Origin of the sequence: Streptomyces sp. NPDC006450 (genome assembly GCF_040612195.1) — a bacterium.
Taxonomy (GTDB): domain Bacteria; phylum Actinomycetota; class Actinomycetes; order Streptomycetales; family Streptomycetaceae; genus Streptomyces.
The window spans coordinates 139693-163017 of the sequence record NZ_JBEXPT010000003.1 but is presented as its reverse complement, the minus strand read 5'-3'; the positions used below and the strand labels follow the sequence as shown (position 1 = coordinate 163017).

The 23325-nt window shown below is 71.5% G+C and carries 22 protein-coding genes; 13 read left to right on the top strand and 9 right to left on the bottom strand.

From position 1 onward, the window contains the following. Window positions 1-8: 8 nt before the first annotated feature. Window positions 9-1526 (bottom strand): peptide MFS transporter, encoded by a 1518-nt coding sequence (locus ABZY57_RS02725; protein ID WP_356507391.1) that lies wholly within the window; start codon window positions 1524-1526, stop codon window positions 9-11. Between the two features lie 201 nt (window positions 1527-1727). On the opposite strand from ABZY57_RS02725, the gene ABZY57_RS02720 reads away from it, so the two are divergent. The 4 genes from ABZY57_RS02720 (at window position 1728) to ABZY57_RS02705 (ending at window position 4957) form a co-directional block, all read left to right on the top strand. Continuing rightward, window positions 1728-2738, top strand: coding sequence for a polyprenyl synthetase family protein (locus ABZY57_RS02720; protein ID WP_356507389.1), 1011 nt, complete (start codon window positions 1728-1730; stop codon window positions 2736-2738). A 269-nt stretch (window positions 2739-3007) separates the two neighbouring features. Beyond that, window positions 3008-4231 carry a DUF2092 domain-containing protein gene (locus ABZY57_RS02715; RefSeq protein ID WP_356507387.1) on the top strand — a complete coding sequence of 408 codons (1224 nt, stop codon included), beginning with the start codon at window positions 3008-3010 and terminating at the stop codon, window positions 4229-4231. A 109-nt stretch (window positions 4232-4340) separates the two neighbouring features. After that, the gene (locus ABZY57_RS02710) at window positions 4341-4544 is read left to right on the top strand and encodes a ribbon-helix-helix domain-containing protein (RefSeq protein ID WP_239516343.1); all 204 of its coding nucleotides are present in this window, start codon (window positions 4341-4343) and stop codon (window positions 4542-4544) included. Then, window positions 4541-4957, top strand: coding sequence for a hypothetical protein (locus ABZY57_RS02705; RefSeq protein ID WP_356507384.1), 417 nt, complete (start codon window positions 4541-4543; stop codon window positions 4955-4957). The genes ABZY57_RS02710 and ABZY57_RS02705 overlap by 4 nt, the downstream gene beginning before the upstream one ends. Here the strand turns inward: ABZY57_RS02705 and ABZY57_RS02700 are convergent. Together ABZY57_RS02700 and ABZY57_RS02695 are read right to left on the bottom strand one after the other, a co-directional pair. Then, complete coding sequence (locus ABZY57_RS02700; protein WP_356507382.1) at window positions 4931-5329, bottom strand: hypothetical protein; 399 nt, start codon at window positions 5327-5329, stop codon at window positions 4931-4933. The two genes, ABZY57_RS02705 and ABZY57_RS02700, sit on opposite strands and share 27 nt — an antisense overlap. Before the next feature lie 80 nt (window positions 5330-5409). Next, on the bottom strand, window positions 5410-6726 hold the full coding sequence (locus tag ABZY57_RS02695) for a M28 family metallopeptidase (protein ID WP_356507380.1): 1317 nt from the start codon (window positions 6724-6726) through the stop codon (window positions 5410-5412). Window positions 6727-6918: 192 nt separating this feature from the next. Between ABZY57_RS02695 and ABZY57_RS02690 the strand changes: the two genes are divergently transcribed. Next, window positions 6919-7317: a DUF6193 family natural product biosynthesis protein gene (locus ABZY57_RS02690; RefSeq protein ID WP_356507378.1), complete on the top strand. Its 399-nt coding sequence runs from the start codon at window positions 6919-6921 to the stop codon at window positions 7315-7317. Window positions 7318-7407: 90 nt separating this feature from the next. Here ABZY57_RS02690 and rarD read toward each other — a convergent pair whose 3' ends face one another. The 6 genes from rarD to ABZY57_RS02660 form a co-directional block, all read right to left on the bottom strand. Continuing rightward, a complete protein-coding gene (gene rarD / locus ABZY57_RS02685) occupies window positions 7408-8391 on the bottom strand; it encodes an EamA family transporter RarD (protein WP_356507376.1) in 984 nt (327 codons plus the stop codon). Window positions 8392-8566: 175 nt separating this feature from the next. Further along, a complete protein-coding gene (locus tag ABZY57_RS02680; RefSeq protein ID WP_356507374.1) occupies window positions 8567-9634 on the bottom strand; it encodes a 2-oxoacid:ferredoxin oxidoreductase subunit beta in 1068 nt (355 codons plus the stop codon). Next, window positions 9627-11639, bottom strand: coding sequence for a 2-oxoacid:acceptor oxidoreductase subunit alpha (locus tag ABZY57_RS02675; protein ID WP_356507372.1), 2013 nt, complete (start codon window positions 11637-11639; stop codon window positions 9627-9629). The genes ABZY57_RS02680 and ABZY57_RS02675 overlap by 8 nt, the downstream gene beginning before the upstream one ends. A 143-nt stretch (window positions 11640-11782) precedes the next feature. After that, window positions 11783-12442, bottom strand: coding sequence for a response regulator transcription factor (locus tag ABZY57_RS02670; RefSeq protein ID WP_308402626.1), 660 nt, complete (start codon window positions 12440-12442; stop codon window positions 11783-11785). A 387-nt stretch (window positions 12443-12829) separates the two neighbouring features. After that, window positions 12830-14134, bottom strand: a complete 1305-nt coding sequence (locus ABZY57_RS02665; RefSeq protein ID WP_356507370.1) for a sensor domain-containing protein — start codon at window positions 14132-14134, stop codon at window positions 12830-12832. A 1025-nt stretch (window positions 14135-15159) separates the two neighbouring features. Then, on the bottom strand, window positions 15160-16353 hold the full coding sequence (locus tag ABZY57_RS02660; RefSeq protein ID WP_356507368.1) for a sensor domain-containing protein: 1194 nt from the start codon (window positions 16351-16353) through the stop codon (window positions 15160-15162). A gap of 155 nt (window positions 16354-16508) precedes the next feature. On the opposite strand from ABZY57_RS02660, the gene ABZY57_RS02655 reads away from it, so the two are divergent. From ABZY57_RS02655 to ABZY57_RS02620, 8 genes are read left to right on the top strand one after another with little or no spacing between them, the layout of a single operon-like run. Beyond that, complete coding sequence (locus ABZY57_RS02655; protein WP_356507367.1) at window positions 16509-16916, top strand: NADH-quinone oxidoreductase subunit A; 408 nt, start codon at window positions 16509-16511, stop codon at window positions 16914-16916. After that, a complete protein-coding gene (locus ABZY57_RS02650; protein ID WP_356507365.1) occupies window positions 16907-17539 on the top strand; it encodes an NADH-quinone oxidoreductase subunit B family protein in 633 nt (210 codons plus the stop codon). Before ABZY57_RS02655 ends, ABZY57_RS02650 begins: the two co-directional genes overlap by 10 nt. Next, a complete protein-coding gene (locus tag ABZY57_RS02645; RefSeq protein WP_356507363.1) occupies window positions 17536-18759 on the top strand; it encodes an NADH-quinone oxidoreductase subunit C in 1224 nt (407 codons plus the stop codon). The genes ABZY57_RS02650 and ABZY57_RS02645 overlap by 4 nt, the downstream gene beginning before the upstream one ends. Beyond that, a complete protein-coding gene (locus tag ABZY57_RS02640; protein WP_356507361.1) occupies window positions 18756-19724 on the top strand; it encodes a complex I subunit 1 family protein in 969 nt (322 codons plus the stop codon). Before ABZY57_RS02645 ends, ABZY57_RS02640 begins: the two co-directional genes overlap by 4 nt. Further along, on the top strand, window positions 19724-20311 hold the full coding sequence (locus ABZY57_RS02635; protein WP_356507359.1) for an NADH-quinone oxidoreductase subunit I: 588 nt from the start codon (window positions 19724-19726) through the stop codon (window positions 20309-20311). The genes ABZY57_RS02640 and ABZY57_RS02635 overlap by 1 nt, the downstream gene beginning before the upstream one ends. Beyond that, window positions 20308-20898, top strand: coding sequence for an NADH-quinone oxidoreductase subunit J (locus ABZY57_RS02630; RefSeq protein WP_356507357.1), 591 nt, complete (start codon window positions 20308-20310; stop codon window positions 20896-20898). The genes ABZY57_RS02635 and ABZY57_RS02630 overlap by 4 nt, the downstream gene beginning before the upstream one ends. Continuing rightward, window positions 20898-21281 carry an NADH-quinone oxidoreductase subunit NuoK gene (gene nuoK, locus ABZY57_RS02625; RefSeq protein WP_356507355.1) on the top strand — a complete coding sequence of 128 codons (384 nt, stop codon included), beginning with the start codon at window positions 20898-20900 and terminating at the stop codon, window positions 21279-21281. The genes ABZY57_RS02630 and nuoK overlap by 1 nt, the downstream gene beginning before the upstream one ends. Beyond that, on the top strand, window positions 21278-23311 hold the full coding sequence (locus ABZY57_RS02620; RefSeq protein WP_356507353.1) for an NADH-quinone oxidoreductase subunit L: 2034 nt from the start codon (window positions 21278-21280) through the stop codon (window positions 23309-23311). The genes nuoK and ABZY57_RS02620 overlap by 4 nt, the downstream gene beginning before the upstream one ends. Window positions 23312-23325 lie beyond the last annotated feature (14 nt).

The following is a 23325-nucleotide window of genomic DNA, read 5'->3' as shown; positions in this document are numbered from 1 at the left end:
TCAGCCGGTCAGTGGACGGGGTGCATCGTGCGCTTGAGCCACGGCGCGAGCGCGATCACGGCCAGTCCCACCGCGACGGCGATGGCGCCGTTGACCCCGAAGTAGGCGGGGTTGGAGACCTGGCCGTAGAGCTTGACCACCTGCGCCTGGATGCCGTTGGCCAGGGCGAGGGAGAGGAACCACAGGGCCATCGTCTGGCTGGCGAAGGCCTTCGGGGCGAGCTTCGTGGTGGCCGACATGCCGGAGGTCTCCAGCAGGACGTCGCCGAGTCCGAGCAGCAGGTAGGAGCCGATGATCCACCAGGCGGCCATCTCGTACGTGTCGCCCGTGTGCCCCGAGGTCGGGACGACCATCAGGAGGAAGGACAGGCCGCCCAGGATCACGCCGATGGCGATCTTGTTGGAGGCGTGCGGCTGCTTGGGGCCCATCCGGACCCACAGCGCGGCGACGACCGGGGCCAGGAGCACCTCGAACGCGCCGAGCGCGGAGGCGTACCAGCCGGCCGGGAAGGTGAAGCCGAGGATCTCGGTGCGGGCGTTCGTCGACGCGAGCAGCATCATCGTCGAGTACGCCTGGAAGAGGATGAAGTTGAAGGCCACCGAGGCCAGGAAGAGCACCACGTACGGGCGCAGGCGCCCCCGCTCCTCGCCCGTCACCCGGGGGCTGCGGAACATGATCGCGAAGTACACGATGGGCGCGATCACCGAGACCAGGGTGAGCAGGTCCACGAACCGGTCCATCGTCAGCCAGCCGAGTACGGCCAGAAGAGTGGCGAGCGCGGCGAAGGCGACGATCCCCCCAATGATCTTCGTCACGGCGGAGCGCATCGCCTCGGGCGCCAGCGCGAACTCCGCGGAGTGCTTGCGCCCGGCCAGGTGGCGGCGCCCGGCGACGTACTGGACCAGGCCCGCGGTCATGCCGATGGCCGCGGCCGAGAAGCCCCAGTGCCAGCCCTGGTGCTCGCCGAGCCAGGCGGTGATCAGGGGGCCGGCGAAGGCGCCGATGTTGATGCCCATGTAGTACAGGGCGAAGCCGGCGTCGCGCCGGTCGTCGTCCGTCCTGTACAGCTTGCCGACCATGCTGGCCACGTTGGGCTTCAGCAGGCCGGTGCCGGCGCTGATCAGGCCGAGGCCCACCCAGGTCATGGCGGCGGTCGGCACGGCCATCGCGTAGTGGCCGCAGGCGATCAGGATGCCGCCCCAGAGCACGGCGCGGTACGAACCCAGGATCCGGTCGGCGAGCCACCCGCCGGCGACGGAGACGAGGTAGACCATGGTCCCGTAGGCCGCCGAGACGGAGGCCGCGGTGCCCGGACTCATCCCCAGGCCGCCGTTGGCCACCGTGTCCGCGAAGTAGAGGACGAGGATGGCCTGCATGCCCAGGAACGAGAAGCGCTCCCAGACCTCCAGTCCGGAGAGCGTGGCGAGGCCCCGGGGGTGCCCGAGGAAGGCGTGGTCGTCGGAGGGCGGCGGCTGGTCCGCCTCCGGATCCGAGGGCTCGTCTATATCGGTCGCAGTTCTGGACAAAACGCATTCTCCGGTTGTTTCGGCTGCTCTAGAACATACCGGGGTAGATAGGGCAATGCCTGGCCGGTACGCACCCTGTGCCCGGACAGGCGCCCTGGGTGATCGAAAACAGACCGGATACGCTGGCTTGAGTGATGGCAGCGACACATCGACAATCCGTGTGATCGTCAAGGTGATCGTCAGCAGACAGGAGTACCCCTCGTGACCGTCGTCGGGCCGTTCGGACTGAGCGTGCGGGACCAGGCTCTTGAGACCGATGTCCAGGCCGGACTGGCCGCCGTCGAGGCGGGTCTGCTGGAAGCCACCAAGAGCGAAGTCCCCTTCATCACCGAGGCCGCGCAGCACCTGGTCCGGGCCGGCGGCAAGCGGTTCCGGCCGCTGCTCGTGATGCTCGCCTCCCGGTTCGGCGATCCCTACGCTCCCGGGATCGTCCCCTCCGCCGTGGTCGTGGAGCTCACCCACCTGGCGACCCTCTACCACGACGACGTCATGGACGAGGCGGACGTGCGCCGCGGCGTGGAGAGCTCCAACGCCCGCTGGGGCAATTCCGTGGCCGTCCTGACGGGTGACTTCCTGTTCGCCCGCGCCTCGCACATCCTGGCGGACCTCGGTCCCGAGGCCGTACGGGTCCAGGCCGAGGCGTTCGAGCGGCTGGTGACGGGCCAGATCCTGGAAACGGCCGGCCCGCGCGACGGCCGCGACCCCGTCGAGCACTACCTCGACGTCATCGCCGGCAAGACCGGCTCGCTGATCGCGGTCTCCGGCCGCTTCGGCGCGATGATGTCCGGCGCCGACGAGTCGGTCGTCGACATCCTGACCCAGTACGGCGAGCGGCTCGGCACCGCCTTCCAGCTCGCCGACGACGTCCTCGACATCGCCTCCGACTCGCACGAGTCCGGCAAGACCCCCGGCACCGACCTGCGCGAGGGCATCCCGACGCTGCCGGTCCTGCGGCTGCGGGAGATGGCGGCCCAGGGCGGCGACCCCGACGACCTGGACCTCGTACGGCTCCTGGACGGCGATCTGACGGACGACGCGCGGCACGCCGATGTGCTCGCCCGGCTGCGGGTCCACCCGGCCCTGGAGCGGGCCCGCAGGGACACCGTGCGGTACGCGGAGGAGGCGCGGGCCACGCTGGCCCCGCTGCCGGACTGCTTCGCGAAGTCGGCGCTGGTGGAGCTCTGCGACGCCGTGGTCCACCGCGCGGGCTGACGGCGGGGCGCGCACCACCGAGTACAGGGGCCCGGGCCCGGCAACCCCTACGGGTGGGGGAGGCCGGGCCCGCGTCATGTCATCCCTGGGGCGTACGCACAGTTGGCTCCGGGGGCTGACGCCCCGACCCCCTGTTCTTTGGTCAGATAGAGGCACATCCCCACCAGATCGGGTGAGAGTGGCGGCGAGGGGTGGACGTGGTCGTGCATGTCGACCGCATGCAGGACGGGTAGGTCGCCGCCGTACACACAGAGGTAGGGCAGACAGACATGGCAACGAACGCAAAATCCCGCAAGGCCGCTCGGTACGCCGTACCGGTCGCGGTGTTCGGTGTGGTCGCCGGCACGATCGCGATGGTTCCGGCCTTCGCGAACGCCGGCGGACCGGACCTGCCGCCGGTGACGGCCCAGCAGCTCATCGAGAAGATCGCGGCCTCGGACGTGCAGCAGCTGTCCGGCAGCGCCAAGATCAGCACGGACCTGGGCCTGCCGAGCCTTCCGGCGGGCCTGCTGGGCGGCGGTGGCGGCGTGACCGGCGGCTCCGCGGACCCGCAGGACAAGCTCGCCCAGCTGGTGAGCGGCACCCACACCTTCCGTGTGGCCGCCGACGGACCGGACCGCCAGAAGCTCACCTTCGTCGACGGGAAGGACGAGTACAGCCTCGTCCACAACGGCGACGACGTCTGGGGGTACGACTCCAAGTCGAAGGAGGTCTTCCACGAGAAGGCCCCCGCGGACGCGGACAAGGGCGGCAAGGGCACCGAGCGCAAGACCGGCGACGAACTCCCCGTTTCCCCGCAGGAGTTCGCCCAGGAGGTCCTGAGGGCCGCCGGACCGACCACCGACGTCAGCGTCGGCGACACGGCCCAGGTGGCCGGGCGCGACGCCTACCAGCTGGTCCTGAAGCCGAAGGGGACCGGTTCGACGGTCGCCTCGGTGAAGATCGCGGTGGACGCGAAGAACGGAATGCCGCTGCGCGTGCAGCTGCTCTCCACCGACGGCGGCAAGCCGATCGTGGACGCGGGCTTCACCAAGGTGGACTTCGCCAAGCCCGCCGCCGACACCTTCTCCTTCACCCCGCCCAAGGACGCCAAGGTGACCGAGGGCGCGGCCGGCGAGCACGGCAAGGACGGCAAGGACGGCGGGCTGGGTGCGCTGGAGGCCATCCCGGGCCTGGGCGGCCTGACCGGCGGCGCCGAGGGCGTCAACGGCGAGCCGAAGGTCCTCGGCGAGGGCTGGACCTCGATCGCCCGGATCGAGACCGGCGCGGACAACACCCTCAAGGGCCTCGACGACGCGGCGAAGGACAAGAACGCGCCCAAGGGCGCCTCGCAGTTCCTCGACGCGCTCGGGGAGAAGGTCTCCGGGAAGTTCGGCGAGGGCCGGGTCCTGAAGACCCGCGTCATCAACGCGCTGATCACGGACGACGGCAAGGTCTACGTCGGCGCGGTCACCAAGGCCGAGCTGGTGAAGGCGGCCGACGCCAACAAGTAGGCGCGGCCCGGGACCGGGCGGCATCCGAGGGTGGGCGGGGACTGTGTCCCTGCCCACCCTTGTGCCGTTCCGGCCCTGCGTACAGCGGCCCCGCTGTACCGTGAAAAGCATGTCGAGACACGTCACCATCCGCCTGGAAGAAGAGTTCCACGAACGCCTGAAGGCGCGTGCGGCGGCCCTGGGCACGACGGTCACCGCGCTGATCACCGAAGTCACGGAACGCGAGCTCGACGAGGACCGGAAGAACTTCCTGTCCGGGATCGAGGAGTTCGCCGACCACTGGGGCTACTTCCAGGAGCGGTTCGGGCATTGAAGATCACCATGGAGTGGGCCTGGACCGCTCTGGCCCACCATCTCCCGTCCGATCCCGCCGTGTGGGATCCCTCCGGAGTGGCCGCCGCCGTGGCCCGTCACCAGAACGACCTCGTCCTGGTCCCCGAACAGCCCGCCCCGGACACCGCGTGGCGGGCCGCCGCGTTTCTGCACACCCTCGCCGTGTGCCCGGCGCTGGAATCCCCGATGAACGAGTTCTACGCGGCCGCCGCCACCCGCTCGTACCTGCGGGTCGCCGGCGCCAAGCAGCTGCCCTCGCCGGAGGAACTCGGCGATCTGGTGGAGGCGGCGAAGGTGGGCCGCGCCGATGTCGCCGCGGTCGCGGAGGAGCTGCGGGCCCGGATCCAGGAGCCGCTGTCGGCCTCGCTACGGGGCCTCGCGCAGGACACGTAGGACGCGCAGCACCATCGGGGCCTCGTCCGGGTGCAGTCGCAGCTCGGTGGCTCCGTCGGCGGAGCGGAACGCCACACCGATCTCGTCGGCGGAGACGGCCTCCAGGGGCGGGAAGTCCACGGCCGCCGCCGTACCGGCACCCTTGGCGAGCCAGCGGACCGGCCCGTCCAGCGGCAGCTCCAGGTGGCCCTCGGACCACCGGCCGGCGGTGAGTGCGGAGTCCCGCAGATCGCAGGGGACGTGGACGGTTCGGCCCTGTGCGTGGTCCGACAGTCGCCGGAGCCGCCGGCGCCTGCGCACCAGAAGTGCGGGGTTGACGGCGGCGGCGGCCTGGGCGAGCAGGCTGAACAGGGCGGCTATGAGCTCCGGCATGATCCGATCAGATCATGCCGGAGCCCAAGAGGACTAGACCATTTGAGGTGTTGTCCTGGAAGTGTCGCCGTGCCGCCGTCCTAGAAGGTGATCTTCCAGCTGTTGATGTAGCCGACGTCCTGCGCGGCCACGTCCTTCACCTGGAGCTTCCACACTCCGTTGGCGACCTCGGAGGAGGCGTTGACCGTGACGGACTTGACGATGTTGTCCGCACTGCCGCCGCTGCGGTTGTGCAGGTTGTACAGGGTGCCGTCGGGGGCCACCAGGTCGACCACCAGGTCACCGATGTAGGTGTGGACGATGTTCACGTCGACCTTGGTGGTGGCCGGGGCGTTGCCCGCGACGCCCGAGACCGTGATCGGCGAGTTCACCGCGGCGGCCGGGGAGTCCGGGATGGAGACGTCGGCCGTGTTCTCGAAGGACGGGCCCGGCGGGACCGGGACGGCGAACCCGAGGTTCCAGATCGCGTAGGCGATGGCGTCGGAGTTGCGGTCCAGGGCGGTGTCGTTGATGTTCGACGTGTTGTCGCAGGAGGAGTGGTAGCAGCGGTCGAAGGCCTGACCGGAGGTGCCGCCCCACTTCTGCGCCTGGGCCGCCGTCTTGCTGTTGCTGGCGCCGGTGAACAGGCCGCCGACGGGGATGCCGACGTTCTTGAAGGACGCGTGGTCGGAGCGGCCGTCGCCCTCGGTCTCGATCTCGGTGGGGACGCCGAGGCCCGCGTAGTAGTTCTTGAAGGTCTGCTCGATCGTCGGGTCGTCGTCGTAGACGAAGTAGCCCGGGTTCGGCGAGCCGATCATGTCGAAGTTCAGGTACCCGGCGAACTTCGCGCGCTCGGCGGTCGGCAGGTTGTTGACGTAGTACTTCGAGCCGACCAGGCCCAGCTCCTCCGCGCCCCACCAGCCGAAGCGCAGGTGCTTGGTGGGTGTGAGGCCGGCCCGGGAGACGGCGAGCGCGGTCTCCAGGACGGCCGCGCTGCCGGAGCCGTTGTCGTTGATGCCCGCGCCGGAGGTCACCGAGTCGAGGTGCGCGCCGGACATCAGGACCGAGTTGGGGTCGCCGCCCGGCCAGTCGGCGATCAGGTTGTAGCCGGTGGCGCCGCTGGAGGTGAAGGTCTGCAGCGTGGTCGTGAAGCCGGCCGCGTCCAGCTTGGCCTTCACGTAGTCGATCGAGGCCTTGTAACCGGCCCGGCCGTGGGCGCGGTTGCCGCCGTTGGCGGTGGCTATCGACTGCAACTGCGTCAGGTGCGCCTTGACGTTGGCGAGCGGGATGTCGGGCGGCGTGGGCGCGGCGGCGACCGAGGTCGGCGAGGCGAGCGCGGCGGGGGCGGTGGCGGCGAACAGGCCGGCGACCGCGAGGGCGGTCACGGTGGCGATGCGCCGGGAGACGGACAGGCTCATGTGGGGGCTCCGGGATTCCGTACTGGGGATGTGTGCGGAAACGTGCGGGGTAGAACAGGTGAGCAACGTGCGTCAGTGCGAGCCTGATGGTCAGTGAGGGCATGACAATCCGTCAAGACCTCAATCCGGTCACACCCGTTCGGAAAGCGGACGGAGCCGCGCGCGAGGCCGGGGCGAGAGCACACTGGGGGGATGAATGTGAACGAAGAGACCCGTGCGGCGGTCGTCGAGGCGCAGTGGCTCGACACGCGGCGGGCATGGGAGGACAGGTTGGAGCGCCTGGGTTCCAAGGTCTGGCATCTCGGCACCATCGCGGTGCTGGAGGCGGCCCACGAGCACCCGGTCCTGCGGCAGCTCTACCCGTACACGAGCCATTGTCACGTGCACTTCAGCAGCACGACCCGCTTCCCCTACGAGGTGGCGGTCCCCTTCGTGATCCCGCTGCCCGACGGGCGGTTCCGCGTCGTGCGGCGCGATCCCTCCGGGGTGGTCGGCGAGGTCGACACGGCCGGGGAGGCCGTGGCCCTGGTGGCCGCGCACGTACCGCCCCGCCTCCGGCTCGCCGCGACGGGGCTGCCGATGGACGGGTAGGCGCGGGGGCGGCGGGGGTGTGGACGTGAGGAGGACCGGACATGCGGACGGGCGCGTCCGAGGACGCGCCCGTCGATGCTCCGAGCGGTGCTACGCGGTCTCGCGCGCCGGGGCCGGAAGAGGGCTCGGGAGGGGGCTCGGGGGAGGGCTCTGGAGGGCCGCCGACAGGCCCTCCAGGCGCAGGGCGCGGGAGCGGCGGGCGGTGCGCAGCGCGTCCCAGGTGAGGATCGAGAGGGCGACCCAGACCAGGGAGAAGCCGGCCCAGCGCGCGGGCGGCATGGCCTCGTGGAAGTACAGGACGCCGAGGCCGAACTGGAAGACGGGGGCCATGTACTGGAGCAGCCCGAGGGTGGACAGCGGGACCCGGATCGCGGCGGCGCCGAAGCAGATCAGCGGGATCGCGGTGACCAGCCCGGCCGAGGCCAGCAGGGCGGCGTGCCCCGCGCCCTGTGCGGTGAAGGTGGACTCGCCCCGCGAGCCGAGCCACAGCAGGTAGCCGAGGGCGGGCAGGAACATGATCACGGTCTCGGCGGTCAGCGACTCCAGGCCGCCCATGCCGAGCTGCTTCTTGATCAGCCCGTACAGGGCGAAGGAGAAGGCCAGGATCAGCGAGATCCACGGCGGCCGGCCGTACCCCACGGCGAGGACCAGCACGGCGGCGACGGCGATCCCGACCGCCGCCCACTGCGTGCGGCGCAGGCGCTCGCCGAGGACCAGGACGCCGAGCGCGATGGTGACCAGGGGGTTGATGAAGTAGCCGAGGCTCGCCTCGACGACCGCGCCGTTGTTGACCGCCCAGATGTACACGCCCCAGTTCACGGTGACCAGGGCGGCGGCCACCCCCGTGAGGGCGAGCTTGCGCGGCCGGCGCAGCAGCTCCGCCATCCACCCCCAGCGCCGCAGGGCCAGCAGCGCCAGGCCGACCACGGCCAGGGACCACACCATGCGGTGGGCGAGGATCTCGATCGCTCCGGCGGGCTGGAGGAGCGGCCAGAAGAGGGGCACGATGCCCCACATCCCGTACGAGGCGAAGCCGTAGAGCAACCCTGTGCGCTGGTCGTTCTGTGCCTTCACGGGACCTCCAGAGCTACTTCAAGCCAACCTGACGACGGTAGCGCCGCGCACGCCGAAAGTCATTAGCGTTTGACGAGATGCTCATGACACTTGGGTGTCCGCCCGGCGGCCGGGACGCGACGGAGCCCGGACCCGCCCTGGGGGTCCGGGCTCCGCGGGGGGTGGAGCGGACGGCTCAGCCGACGACGGTCCAGGTGTCGTTCCCGCTCAGCAGCGCGCCCAGGTCGCCCTTGCCGCTGCGGTCCACGGCCGTCTCCAGCTGATCGGCCATGAGCGTGTCGTAGACGGGCCGCCGCACGTTGCGGAACACCCCGATGGGCGTCCGGTGCAGCGTGTCGGGGTCGGCCAGCCGGGACAGCGCGAACGCGTTGGTCGGGGAGGCCGAGGAGGCGTCGTGGACCAGGACCCGGGATTCGTTCTCCGGGGTCACGGTCACGACCTCCAGGTCGCCGGTGGCCACGTTGCGCACGACGCCCTTGGCGCCCGCCACGCCGAAGCGGATCGGCTGCCCCTGCTCCAGCCGGATCACGGCCTCCTGGGCCTGCTCGTGGTCCTTGAGGACCTCGAAGGCGCCGTCGTTGAAGATGTTGCAGTTCTGGTAGATCTCCACCAGCGCCGTGCCCTCGTGGTCGGCCGCCGCGCGCAGCACCTCGGTGAGGTGCTTGCGGTCGGAGTCGACCGTACGGGCCACGAAGGAGGCCTCGGCGCCGATCGCGAGCGAGACCGGGTTGAAGGGCGCGTCGAGCGAGCCCATCGGGGTCGACTTGGTGATCTTGCCGAGCTCGGAGGTGGGGGAGTACTGCCCCTTGGTCAGCCCGTAGATCCGGTTGTTGAACAGCAGGATCTTGAGGTTGACGTTCCGCCGCAGGGCGTGGATCAGGTGGTTTCCGCCGATGGACAGCGCGTCCCCGTCACCGGTGACGACCCAGACCGACAGGTCGCGGCGCGAGGTGGCCAGTCCCGTGGCGATGGCCGGGGCGCGGCCGTGGATCGAGTGCATCCCGTAGGTGTCCATGTAGTACGGGAAGCGCGAGGAGCAGCCGATGCCCGAGACGAAGACGATGTTCTCCTTCGCCAGCCCGAGCTCCGGCATGAAGCCCTGGACCGCGGCGAGCACCGCGTAGTCGCCGCAGCCCGGGCACCAGCGGACCTCCTGGTCCGACTTGAAGTCCTTCATCGACTGCTTGGCGGCCGCCTTGGGCACCAGCGAGAGCAGGGCGGGGCTGTCGGTCACCTCAGTCATTGATGGCCTCCTCGAGATGGTTGGCGAGCTGCTCGGCCTTGAACGGCATGCCGTTCACCTGGTTGTACGACGCCGCGTCGACCAGGTACTTCGCCCTCAGGAGGGTCGCGAGCTGCCCGAGGTTCATCTCCGGCACCACTACCTTGTCGTAACGCTTCAGGACCTCACCAAGATTCCTCGGGAAGGGGTTGAGGTGGCGCAGGTGGGCCTGCGCGATGGGGGTCCCGGCCAGCCGCAGCCGGCGTACGGCGGCCGTGATCGGCCCGTACGTCGAGCCCCAGCCGATCACCAGGGTCCGCGCGCCGTCCGGGTCGTCGACCTCCAGGTCCGGAACCTCGATGCCGTCGACCTTGGCCTGGCGGGTGCGGACCATGAGCTCGTGGTTGGCCGGGTCGTACGAGATGTTCCCCGTGCCGTCCTGCTTCTCGATGCCGCCGATCCGGTGCTCCAGCCCCGGCGTGCCCGGGACCGCCCACGGGCGGGCCAGGGTCTGCGGATCGCGCTTGTACGGCCAGAAGACCTCGGTCCCGTCCGCGAGCTCGTGGTTGGGGCCGGAGGCGAACTGGACCTTCAGGTCCGGCAGGTCCGCCACGTCCGGGATCCGCCAGGGCTCGGAGCCGTTGGCCAGGTATCCGTCGGAGAGCAGGAACACCGGGGTCCGGTAGGTCAGCGCGATCCGGGCCGCCTCCAGCGCGGCGTCGAAGCAGTCCGCCGGGGTGCGCGGGGCCACGATCGGCACCGGGGCCTCGCCGTTGCGCCCGTACATCGCCTGGAGCAGGTCCGCCTGCTCCGTCTTGGTCGGCAGACCCGTGGAGGGGCCGCCGCGCTGGATGTCCACGATCAGCAGCGGCAGCTCCAGGGAGACCGCGAGGCCGATCGTCTCGGACTTCAGGGCGACGCCGGGGCCGGAGGTGGTGGTCACGCCGAGCGCGCCGCCGAAGGCCGCGCCCAGCGCCGCCCCGATGCCGGCGATCTCGTCCTCGGCCTGGAAGGTGCGTACGCCGAAGTTCTTGTGCTTGCTCAGCTCGTGCAGGATGTCCGAGGCCGGGGTGATCGGGTACGAGCCCAGGTAGATCGGCAGATCGGCCTGCTGACCTGCGGCGATGAGCCCGTAGGACAGGGCGAGGTTCCCGGAGATGTTGCGGTAGGTGCCGGTCGGGAAGGCGCGGGTGGCCGGGGCCACCTCGTAGGAGACGGCGAAGTCCTCGGTGGTCTCGCCGAAGTTCCAGCCGGCCCGGAAGGCGGTGACGTTCGCCTCCGCGATCTGGGGCTTCTTCGCGAACTTCTGCCGCAGGAAGCTCTCGGTGCCCTCGGTGGGCCGGTGGTACATCCAGGACAGCAGCCCGAGCGCGAACATGTTCTTGCTGCGCTCGGCCTCCTTGCGCGAGAGCCCGAACTCCTTCAGCGCCTCGACGGTGAGCGTGGTCAGCGGCACCGGGTGGACGTTGTAGGCGTCCAGCGAGCCGTCCTCCAGCGGGGAGTTCTCATAGCCGACCTTCGCCATCGGGCGCTTGGTGAACTCGTCGGTGTTGACGATGATCTCCGCGCCGCGCGGCACGTCCGCGATGTTGGCCTTCAGCGCCGCCGGGTTCATCGCCACCAGGACGTTCGGGGCGTCGCCCGGCGTCAGGATGTCGTGGTCGGCGAAGTGCAGCTGGAAGGACGACACGCCGGGGAGGGTGCCGGCGGGCGCCCTGATCTCGGCCGGGAAGTTCGGCAGCGTCGAGAGGTCGTTGCCGAAGGAGGCGGTCTCCGAGGTGAAACGGTCACCGGTGAGCTGCATGCCGTCACCCGAGTCACCCGCGAAGCGGATGATCACACGATCGAGGCGGCGTACTTCCTTCGCCCCCGCGTCCCCGGCGTCTCCCCCGCGGCCTTCGTGGCCTGTGTGGTCGGTGTGGCCTGCGGGTTCGCTGTTCGGGCCCGGTGACGTCCGCTGTTCGCCGACGACTGCGCCTTCGGCCCCGTCGGACTGTTCGGCTGGGCTACTGACCTGGCTGGTCACTGAACTGGACCTCCTTCGAGGCGTGAGCACTGCCCAAGGTCAACCCTACGTCCGTAAGGATTCCTTCTCGGGGTGCTCATTTTCTGGACCGCCCCTTCGGCGGTCTGTCCGAATCCGGCCTTACCTGACAGAGTGTCAGTTGATCAAGATCTTAGGTAGGTGAGAACGGCCAGCACGCGCCGGTGATCCCCGTCACTGGGTGACAGGCCCAGCTTCATGAAGATGTTGCTGACGTGCTTCTCCACCGCGCCGTCGCTCACCACCAGCTGCTTGGCCACCGCGGAATTGGTCCGCCCCTCGGCCATCAGCCCGAGCACCTCGCGCTCGCGCGGGGTCAGCCCCGCGAGCACGTCCTGCTTGCGGCTGCGGCCGAGCAGCTGCGCCACGACCTCCGGGTCCAGGGCGGTGCCGCCCCGGGCCACCCGGACGACGGCGTCGAGGAACTCGCGCACATCGGCCACCCGGTCCTTCAGCAGGTACCCCACCCCGGTACTGGACCCGGCCAGCAGTTCGGTGGCGTACTGCTCCTCCACGTACTGGGACAGCACGAGCACACCTATGCCGGGGTGATCGCGCCGCAGCCGTACGGCGGCCCGTACGCCCTCGTCCGTGTGCGTCGGCGGCATCCGCACATCGGCAACCACCACATCCGGCAGCGCGTCCTCGGCCGCCAGCTCCGCCACCGTCTTGATCAGGGCTTCCGCGTCCCCGACGCCTGCGACGACGTCATGCCCCCGGTCGGTCAGCAACCGGGTCAGGCCCTCACGCAGCAGCACTGAATCCTCGGCGATGACCACCCGCACCCTGTCTTCCACGACTTCGCTGCTCCCGCGTCCGCTCGTGCCCCGTGTTCCCTGACGCAGCCAAGCATCCCAGTCTTAAGCTCGGATATAGCCGGAGCGCGATCAACGCGTGGCCCCGGACAGGCTGTTTTCGGCCCCGTGCACCCCTTCGCGTCACCCACCACACCCGCCCCGAAGCCGGGGTGTCGGCCCGTGGTGAGGGGGGTGGGGCGGGGGCGACGGGGGCGACGTGCCGAAACCGCACGGACACCGAACCGCACGGACACCCCCCTGTGGGGTATCCGTGCGGCCGGGCCGGTATCCCGGGGTAGCTGCGGGTGTCGCCTTGTGGGAGGGCCTTCGTGGAGGTCCTTCGTGGGGGCTTCGTGGGGGCTTCGTGGAAGGGTCTCAGACGGCCCGCCAGGGGAGTTCGGCGGTGACGGTCGTGCCGCCACCGGCAGGGGAGTCCACGACGAGCACCCCGTCCACGGCGTCGAGCCGCTCGGCCAGCCCCGCCAGTCCCGAACCGGCCACGGCGCCGGCTCCGCCGACGCCGTCGTCGGCGACCTGGAGCAGCAGCCGCTCGCCGGACTTCCACACGTCGACCCCGGCCGTACGGGCCCTCGCGTGCTTGCTCACGTTCTGCAGCAGCTCCGACACGGTGAAGTACGCGATCCCCTCGATCGCCGCCGCCGGCCGCGAGGGCAGATCCACGGCCACCCGTACGGGCACCGCGCACCGGGAGGCCACCGAGGACAGGGCCGCGTCCAGCCCCCGGTCGGTCAGTACCGCCGGGTGGATCCCGCGGGCCAGGTCCCGCAGTTCCTGCAGAGCGATCTTCACTTCCCCGTGCGCCTCGTCCACCATCCGGGCGGCGGCCCGCGGGTCCTCCGTCAGCTTCTCCTTCGCCAGCCCCAGGTCCATGGCCAGCGCCACCAGCCGGGCCTGTGCACCATCGTGCAGATCGCGCTCGATGCGCCGCAGATCGGCCGCGGCGGTGTCGACCACGACACCCCGGTCGGACTCCAGCTCGCTGACCCGGTGCGCGAGCCGCGAGGGCCCGAGCAGCCCGCTGACGAGCACCCGGTCCACAGTGGTCAGGGCGCGGACCACCCAGGGGGTGGCGAGGGTGAGGGCGAGCCCGGTCGCGCAGGTCGCGGCGATCGCGAGCGGGGAGTCCAGGTAGAAGGAGTAGTCGTCGTTCTGGAAGACCTGCAGACCCGGCTGATCGGTGAACGCCGGGAACACCCAGAACCAGAGCGGGTAGAGCAGCATGGCCCACCCGTAGGCCCAGAACGTCAGGGCCACACAGAAGGCGAACACCGCCCACGGGAAGTGGATCAGGGAGTACAGCACGTGCCGCCAGGCGCTCCCGCTCTTGAGCAGAGCCCCCATCCTGGCGATCGCCCCGCCCTTCTCCGCCCGGATCGGCGTGGGCTCGGCGATGTCCTGGCCGAGCATTCCGCGCACCCGGGCCCGCTCCACGCGGCCGAACCCGCGGCACATGGCCAGCACCCCCGCCAGCACCGGGACTCCGAGGAAGGTGATGAGCAGTCCGGCGCCGAGGCTGACGCCGGCGACGGCGAGCGAGAAGTACAGGGTGCTGAGCGGCAGCCCGAGCATCAGGTACCCGAACTCCCGCCAGGTCCGCCCCTCGAAGGGAGCCCGCAGCGCCCTGCCGAAACCGCTGCCGCCGTGTGCGCCGCTACCCATATCGCCGACCCGCCCTTCATCCACTGTGTCCCCCCACCCTCCCGCGCGCCCCGTCCGAGAAACATCCGGCAGGTCGGCCTCTCCCCCCGGGGGTTAACCCCACCCCGAAACCCGCCCCAGGCCCCACCCCCACCCAAAGCCCCAGACCAGGCCCCAGGTCCACCTCCGAAGCCGGAGGCCAGTCCTCGCCCCAGGCCCCAGGCCTACCCGGAAGGCTGAGGTCAGGCCCCGCGCCGGGTCCCTGGGCTGCCCGGAAGGCTGAGGTCAGGCCTCGCCCCAGGCCCCAGACCTACCCCCAAAGACCCAGGTCAGGACCCGGCCCGGGCCTCTGGCCTACCCGGAAGCCCTAGGCCGGGCCCCGGCCCCGGGCCCCCGGCCGGCCCCGGCCCCATTCCCCGACCCTGGCCGCGGCCCCGGCCCCCCAGCCCCAGACCTACCCCCGACCCTGGCTCCCGAGCTTGGCCCTGCCCTGCCCTGCCCGGCCCGGCCTTGGCCCTGGCCTTTGCCCCGGCCCCGGGCATGCCCCCGGCTCCGGTACTCGTGGCGCTGTGCAGGGGCCGAGTCCCCTCCCCGCCCTTCGCCCGTTCCCTGGGCTCCGCCCAGACCCGCGCCTCAAACGCCGGCGGGGCTGGACACATCCAGCCCCGCCGATACATCCGCCCGCCGATACAGCCACCTGCCGGTCTACCCGGCTCTGCCGGACAACCCGGCTCTGCCGGTCCACCCAGCTCTCCTGGTCCAGCCTGCTCTCCCGGTTCACCCGGCTCTGCCGGTCCGCCCAGTCCCGACGGCGGTACGTCCAGCCCCCACCGGAACCATCCGCCCCGCCGGAACCATCCGCCCCGCCGGCACATCCAGCCGACACCGGCCGTATCCAGCCCCGCCGGCGCTTGAGGCGCTGGGGTCCGGGGGCTGGTCCCCGGGAACGGCGCCGCAGCCGTCCCCGGCGGGCACCCCGCCCCGCCCGCCGGGAAAACCCCAGCCCGCCGACGCTTGAGGCGGACGGGGCCCCGCGGCCCGGAGGGCTATCGCGAGGCCCGCTCCCGCCACGGCAGCTCCGCCGTGACCACGGTCCCCGCCCCCTCGGGCGACTCGACCACCAGCACCCCATCCACCGCGTCGAGCCGCTCGCCCAGCCCCGCCAGCCCCGACCCGGCCGCCGCATCCGCGCCCCCGCGCCCGTCGTCCGACACCCGGATCAGCAGCCGCCCGTCAACCGCCCCGCCCGTCCGCCACACCTCGACCTCCGCGCACCGCGCCTGCGGACCGGCGTGCTTGCTCACGTTCTGCAGCAGCTCCGAGACCACGAAGTACGCGATCCCCTCGATGGCCTCCGCCGGCCGCGCCGGCAGATCCACCGCCACCTTCACGGGGACCAGGCACCGGGAGGCCACCGAGGACAGGGCCGCGTCCAGCCCCCGGTCGGTCAGTACCGCCGGGTGGATCCCGCGGGCCAGGTCCCGCAGTTCCTGCAGAGCGATCTTCACTTCCCCGTGCGCCTCGTCCACCATCGCCGCCGCCCCCTCGGGGTCCTCCAGCAGCTTCTCCTTCGCCAGACCCAGCCCCATCGCCAGCGCCACCAGCCGGGCCTGCGCCCCGTCGTGCAGGTCGCGTTCGATGCGCCGCAGGTCCGCCGCCGCGGTGTCGACCACGACACCGCGGTCGGACTCCAGCTCGGCGATGCGCCGCTCCAGCTCGTCGGAGGGCGACAGCAGGCCCCGTACCATCGCCCGGTCCACGTTCGCGAGCCCGCGGACCACCCACGGCAGCACCGGCCACAGCACGAACAGCCCGGTCAGAGCTACCGTGAAGGTGAGGATCGCCCACGGCAGCCGGATCAGCTCGAACAGCACGGTCCGCCACGCCACCGGGTCCTTGAGGCTCGCCCACAACCAGGGGAAGAACCCGCCGGCCCGGACCGGCCCCGGCATCGGCGTCGGCTCGTCGACCCGTACACCCAAGAGGTCGCGCGCCCGCGCCCGTTCCAGCCGTCCCAACTGGCGAGACAGGAACAGACCACATGCGAACAGCGGAAGACCGATCGCGGTCACCGACAGACCGCCCGCGGTCGCCACCATCACCACCGTGAAGACGAACCCGATGAGGGCGGCGGGCAAATTGCTCGACAGGTAAGCGATTTCCTTCCACGTCACGGCATCGAGGGGTGCGCGTACGGGAGGAGGAGCGCCGTCGTCGTGGGTGTGCTTGCTCGCGGTCATGCGCCCACCCTGTCAAGCACGGGGGCCCGATGCCATGGGGTAGCCGGGCCGAGGTAAACGGGGGATAACCCCACCCCGTGGACCCCAGGCCCTAGACTCCCGTCCGTACCAGATCAACCTGATCGTCGACAGTGGCCGAGGAACGAGGAACGGACGTGCCCGAACCAACGGTAGCGACCGTATCCGTGCTCGCCGCGGACTACTTCCGGTCGTATTCGGTCGTCGGCCTCCTGGCCGCGCTCGGTGTGCTCTTCGTGGCGGTGGCGTTCGGCGCCAACCGCCTGCTGAGCCCGTCCGTCCCGTCCCGCGAGAAGCTGCTGACCTACGAGTGCGGCGTGGACCCGGTGGGCGAGGGCTGGGCGCACACCCAGGTCCGCTACTACGTCTACGCCTTCCTCTACGTCATCTTCGCCGTCGACTCGATCTTCCTCTTCCCGTGGGCGACGGTGTTCGCCGCCGCCGGTTACGGCGCCACGACGCTGGTGGAGATGTTCATCTTCCTCGGCTTCCTGGCCGTCGGCCTGCTCTACGCGTACAAGAAGGGCGTTCTCGAATGGCTGTGACCCCGGCCGGTACCCCGGCCGTGCCGTCGGAGCCGCAGCTGCTCCCGGAGCCGAAGCGGCTGGGCGTCCTGTCCCGCCTCGCGCCCGAGCCCATGAAGGTGGTCCTCAACTGGGGCCGCCGCTACAGCCTGTGGGTCTTCAACTTCGGCCTCGCCTGCTGCGCGATCGAGTTCATCGCGGCGTCGATGGCCCGCCACGACTTCATCCGTCTCGGCGTCATCCCCTTCGCGCCCGGCCCGCGCCAGGCGGACCTCATGATCGTCTCCGGCACGGTGACGGACAAGATGGCCCCGGCGGTCAAGCGGCTCTACGAGCAGATGCCCGAGCCCAAGTACGTGATCTCCTTCGGCGCCTGCTCCAACTGCGGCGGCCCGTACTGGGACTCGTACTCGGTGACGAAGGGCGTCGACCAGATCATCCCGGTCGACGTCTACGTGCCCGGCTGCCCGCCCCGCCCCGAGGCGCTGCTGCAGGGCATCCTCAAGCTCCAGGAGAAGATCGCCCGCGAATCGCTCGCGGAGCGCTACGCGAACACGGCCCCGCCGTCCGCCGCGCAGCTCACCAGCGGCCTGGTCACTCCTCCCCCCGCCCCCGCCGCTCCCGCCCCCGGGACGGACGCGTGAACCTCTACGACTCCCTCCCCGACGCGGCGGCCACGGTCTTCGGCGCCGAAGCCGTGGGCTCGTTCTCCTACTCCGTCCTCACGGTCGACGTCCCCACCGCGAGCTGGATCCCCGCGCTGGAGATCGCCCGCGACAAGCTGGGCTGCACCTACTTCGACTGGCTGAGCGCGGTGGACGAGCCGGGCACGGGCTTCCGCGTCTGCGCGCACGTCGTCTCCCTCGAGAACCACCGCGTACGCCGCCTCCTGCTGCGCACCACCGTCCCCCACTCGGCGCCCTCCCTGCCCTCGGCGGTCTCGATCTACGCCGGCGCGGAATGGCACGAGCGCGAGACCTGGGAGATGTTCGGGGTCGTCTTCACGGACCACCCGAACCTGGTTCCGCTGCTCCTCCCCGAGAACTTCGAGGGCCACCCGCTGCGCAAGGACTTCGTCCTCGCGGCGCGCGTCGCCAAGGCCTGGCCGGGCGCGAAGGAGCCCGGCGAGGCACACGACCCGGACGCCCCGAAGCGCCGCCAGATGCTCCCGCCGGGCGTACCGGACCCCAACGACTGGGGCCCGATGAAGGGCCAGCTCCCCCCGGCCCCCACCCGCCCGGCCCGCACCCCCCGCGCGGCGGCGGGCGCTGCTGCCGACCGCCCGGCCCGCACCCCCCGCGAAGCCACCGCGCCGACCTCGCCCGAAGAAGCCCCGGCCCGTCCGGTACGCCGTAGCCGCTCGGTCGCGGACGGCTCCGCGAGCCAGGCGGAAGCCGTGGCCGCGGCAGCAACCCCGGCTCCGTCGGAGACCCCGGCCGCAGGAGCCACCCCGCCCCCGGCGCAAGCCGAAGCCGCGGAGACCTCGGCCGAACCGACCCCGGCACCGGCCCGTCCGGTACGCCGTAGCCGCTCGGTCGCGGACGGCTCCGCGAGCCAGACCGCGGCGCCGGCCGAAGCCGAGGGCACGCCCGCGGCGGAACCCCAGGCCCCCGCCCGCCCGGTACGCGGCAGCACGGACGCCCCCTGGCACAACCCGAAGCCCGCCTTCGACACCCCCCAGGCACCCCCGGCGGCCCCGCCGACTCAGGCCGAACCGGCCACCCCGGCCGACGGCACGGCGGGCTCCGCCGAGCCCGAGCCCGAGTCCGAGTCCGCGTCCAAGTCCGCCCCCAAGACGGACCCCGTCGACCCCGAGTCCGACACGGACCCCACCCCCCACGACCCCACCGGAGGCGCCGCGTGAACGACGTCCTCGACGTCGCCCTGCGGCTGATCGTCGTCTTCGCCGTCTTCCTCGTGCTCCCGCTCGTCATCGGGCAGACCGAGCACAAGGTGATGGCCCACATGCAGGGCCGCCTCGGCCCCATGTACGCCGGCGGCTTCCATGGCTGGGCCCAGCTCGTCGCCGACGGAGTCAAGTTCGCGCAGAAGGAAGACATCGTCCCGGCCAACGCCGACCGCCGCGTCTTCCAGCTCGCCCCCGCCGTCGCGCTCCTCCCGTACCTCCTGGTCCTCCTGGCCATCCCCATCGGCCCCGGCGAAGGCGCCGTCGGCCAGGTCATCGACGCCGGGCTCTTCTTCGCGCTCGCCGTCATGGGTGTCGGGGTGCTCGGCTCGCTCATGGCCGGCTGGGCCTCCGCGAACAAGTTCTCCCTCCTCGGAGGCCTCCGCACCGCCGCCCAGCTGCTCGCCTACGAGCTCCCCATGCTGCTCGCGGCGGCCTCGGTCGCCATGGCCGCCGGAACCGTGTCGCTCCCCGGCATCGTCGGCGCCTTCGAGTGGTGGTGGCTGCCCTGGCAGATCGTCGGCGGGCTCGTCTTCTTCACCGCCGGCCTCGCCGAACTCCAGCGGCCCCCCTTCGACATGCCCGTCGCCGACTCCGAGATCATCTTCGGCGCGTACACCGAGTACACCGGCCTTCGCTTCGCGCTGTTCCTGCTCGCCGAGTACGCCGGCATCGTCGTCCTGTGCGCGCTGACCACCGTCCTGTTCCTGGGCGGCTGGCACGGCCCCTTCGGCGGCGACGGCTCCGGCTGGGTCTGGACCCTCCTCAAGATCGCCGTGCTCTCCTTCGTGGTGATCTGGCTCCGCGTGAGCTACCCCCGGCTGCGCGAGGACCAGCTCCAGAAGCTCGCCTGGACCGTACTCATCCCGCTCGCGCTCGCCCAGATCGCGCTCACCGGCATCGTGAAGGTGGCGATCCAGTAATGCCCCCCATCCCCGGATCCGGTCTCGCCAAGGGCCTGGCCGTCACACTGCGCACGATGACGAAGCGCTCGCACACCGCCCAGTACCCCGACGTGCAGCCCGAACTCCCGCCGCGCTCGCGCGGGGTCATCGGCCTGTTCGAGGAGAACTGCACGGTCTGCATGCTGTGCGCGCGCGAGTGCCCCGACTGGTGCATCTACATCGACTCCCACAAGGAGACGGTCCCGGCCGCCGCCCCCGGCGGCCGTGAGCGCAGCCGCAACGTCCTCGACCGCTTCGCCATCGACTTCTCCCTCTGCATGTACTGCGGCATCTGCATCGAGGTGTGCCCCTTCGACGCGCTGTTCTGGTCGCCGGAGTTCGAGTACGCCGAGACCGACATCCACGAACTGACCCACGAGCGCGACAAGCTGCGCGAGTGGATGTGGACCGTCCCGGCCCCGCCCGCCCTGGACCCGGCCGCCGAGGAGCCCAAGGAGATCGGGGCCGCCCGCAAGGCCGTGGAGAAGGCGGAGACCGCAGCCGCGGCAGCCGCCGCTGCCGCTGCCGCGACCCCCGACACCCCGGCCCCGGAAGGAGACGCGTGATCACCGCAGCCGCCCAAGGCAACGGCTTCCTCTCCCCGACCGGCGTCGAGATCGCCTTCGTCCTCGTCGGCCTCGCCACCTTCGGCGCGGCCGCCGTCACGGTCACCACCAAGCAGCTCGTGCACGCCGCCCTGTGGCTGGTCGTCGCACTCGGCGGGATCGCCGTCGAGTACCTGCTCCTGACCGCCGAGTTCATCGCCTGGGTCCAGGTACTGATCTACCTCGGCTCCGTGGTCGTCCTCCTCCTCTTCGGGCTGATGCTCACCAAGGCACCCATCGGCCGCTCACCGGACGCCGACTCGGGCAACCGCCTCGTCGCGCTCGGCGTCGCCCTCGTCGCGGCCGCCGCGCTCGTCTGGGTGGTCGTCGACGCCTTCCGCACCACCTGGATCGACCTCGACGGCCCCGTCCAGGGCTCCACCAAGGTCTCCGGAGAGATCCTCTTCCGGCACTGGGTGCTGCCGTTCGAGGCGCTCTCCGTCCTCCTCCTCGCGGCCCTGATCGGCGCCATCGTGCTGTCCCGCAAGGACACCCCCGACAGCGCGACCCACGCCGCGCCCGCCACCGACGAGCAGGGGCAGCGCTGATGCACCTCGCCTACCCCGCCGTGCTGGCGGCGCTCCTCTTCTGCACGGGCCTGTACGGAGTGCTCGCCCGCCGCAACGCCATCCTGGTCCTGATGTCCGTCGAGCTGATGCTCAACGCCGTCAACCTCAACCTGGTGGCCTTCGACGTCTGGCTGCGCGACAGCCTGCACGCAGGCCAGGCCCTCACCCTCTTCACCATCGCCATCGCCGCCGCCGAGATCGGCATCGGCCTCGCGATCGTGCTGATGGTGTACCGCAACCGGGGCACCGCGGACGTCGACCGACTGCGCGACACCGCCGAGGGCCACGAGCAGGACGGCGGGCCCTCAGACAGTGCGTACAGCGCGGACAGCGCGAACCCTGCGACCGGAGCCGCCTCGTGAGCACCCCGACCCTCGCCGTACTGGTCCCCCTCCTGCCCTTCCTGGGCGCGCTGGCGGGACTGCTGCTCGGCCGCACCGCCCCCGGCTTCGTCAAGCCGCTCGCCGTCCTGCCGACGCTGGCCGCCGCCGTCCTCGCGGTCCTGGTCGCCTTCCGCCAGGCCGGCGGCGAGGCGATCGAAACGGCGACCGAGCTGACCCCGACCGGCTCGGTGCCCATCGAGCTCTCGCTCTACCTGGACGGCTTCGCCGTCATGGTGGCCGTCCTCGTGGGCGTCGTCGCCACCTGCGTGCAGATCTACTCGACGGCGTACCTGCGCGAGGACCCGCGCTACCCGTCGTACGCCGCCCTGGTCTCCCTGTTCACCTCCGCGATGCTGCTCGTCGTCTACTCCGGCGACCTGATGGTGCTCCTGGTCGGCTGGGAGATCATGGGCATCTGCTCGTACTTCCTCGTCGGCCACTACTGGGAGACCGAGGCGGCCCGCTCCGCCTCCCTGAAGGCCTTCCTCGTCACCAAGCTGGGCGACGTCCCCTTCCTCATCGGCCTGTTCGCGCTCGCCACCGACGCCGGGTCCTTCCAGATCACCAAGATCCTGGGCACCGTCGCCGCGGGCGGGCTCGACAACCCGACGCTCGTCGCGCTCCTCCTGCTGGCCGGAGTCGCGGGCAAGTCCGCGCAGTTCCCGCTGCACACCTGGCTTCCGGACGCCATGGCGGGCCCCACCCCGGTCTCCGCGCTGATCCACGCCGCGACGATGGTCGCCGCCGGTGTCTACTTCGTGGCCCGCCTCCTCCCCGTCTTCGCGGCGTCCCGGGCCGCGCTGGTGGTCCTGGCCGTCATGGCGGCCGTCACGATGGTCGGCTCCGCCCTCGCCGCCCTGGCCCAGGACGACATCAAGCGGGTGCTCGCCTACTCCACGATCGGCCAGCTCGGCTACATGACCGGGGCCCTGGCCGTCGGCGACCGCGCGGCCGCCGTCTTCCACCTCCTGTCCCACGGCGCCTTCAAGGCGCTCCTGTTCCTCGGCGCCGGCGTGATCATCCATGCCGCGGGGACGAACTCCCTCGCCGCCATGTCCCGCATGGACGGCCTGGCCAAGCGCATCCCCGACGCCTTCTGGACGATGACGATCGCGCTGCTCGCGCTCGCCGCCTTCCCGCCCTTCGCCGGCTTCTTCTCCAAGGAAGCCGTCCTCGTCGCCGCCGAGCAAACGGCCGTCGGTCACTCGGAGTTCGCCCCGAGCGCGGCCGGCTGGGTGGTCCTCGTCGCCGGCGTGCTGACCGCCCTGCTCACCGCCGCCTACGCCACCCGGCTGTGGCTGATGGCCTTCCGCGGCCGGGGCGCGGCCGCCCCCGACCACGGCAAGGAGCCCGTCGCCATGACCGGCGTGCTGTGGCTGCTGGCCGTCCCGACCGTCGGCTTCGGCCTACTGGTCGGCCCCCTCGCCGACTTCTTCGACGGCCGCGAGCTCACCCCCTCGCTCACGACCTCGGTGCTCGGCACAGGCGCCGCCGCCGTCGGCGCGGTCCTGACCTACGCCCTGTGGCAGCGCGCCCAGGCCCAGGCCGCCCTGGCCCCGGCCGGGGCCGGCGTCGTCACCGCCGGAGCGCCCGGCGCCGCCGCAGTGCCCGCGGCCGTCGCCGCCGCCGAGTCCGCCGCGGAGAGCCCCGAAGTCGGCCAGGTCACCCACGACCACCCCGTCGTCTCCACGGCCCCCGCCGCCGACCCCGGCCGCGCGCTGCTCGGCCCGCTGCACCGGCACGCCGCCGTCGGCTTCCACCTCGACGCCGTCTACGACCGCCTGTTCGTCCGCCCCGTCCGAGCCGCCGCAGCCCTCGTACGCTTCCTCGACCGCGAGGTCGTGGACTCGTACGTCCGCGGCGCGGGCCTCGGCCCCCGGCTGCTCGGCGGCCTCGTACGCCGTGCCCAGACCGGCAACGTGCAGAGCTACCTGAGTGCCCTGCTCGCCGGCGCCGTGGTCCTGGCGATCGCCACCGCCGTCCTCGCCAACGTCAACGCCGGATCGTGAGCCGTGAGTCAGCC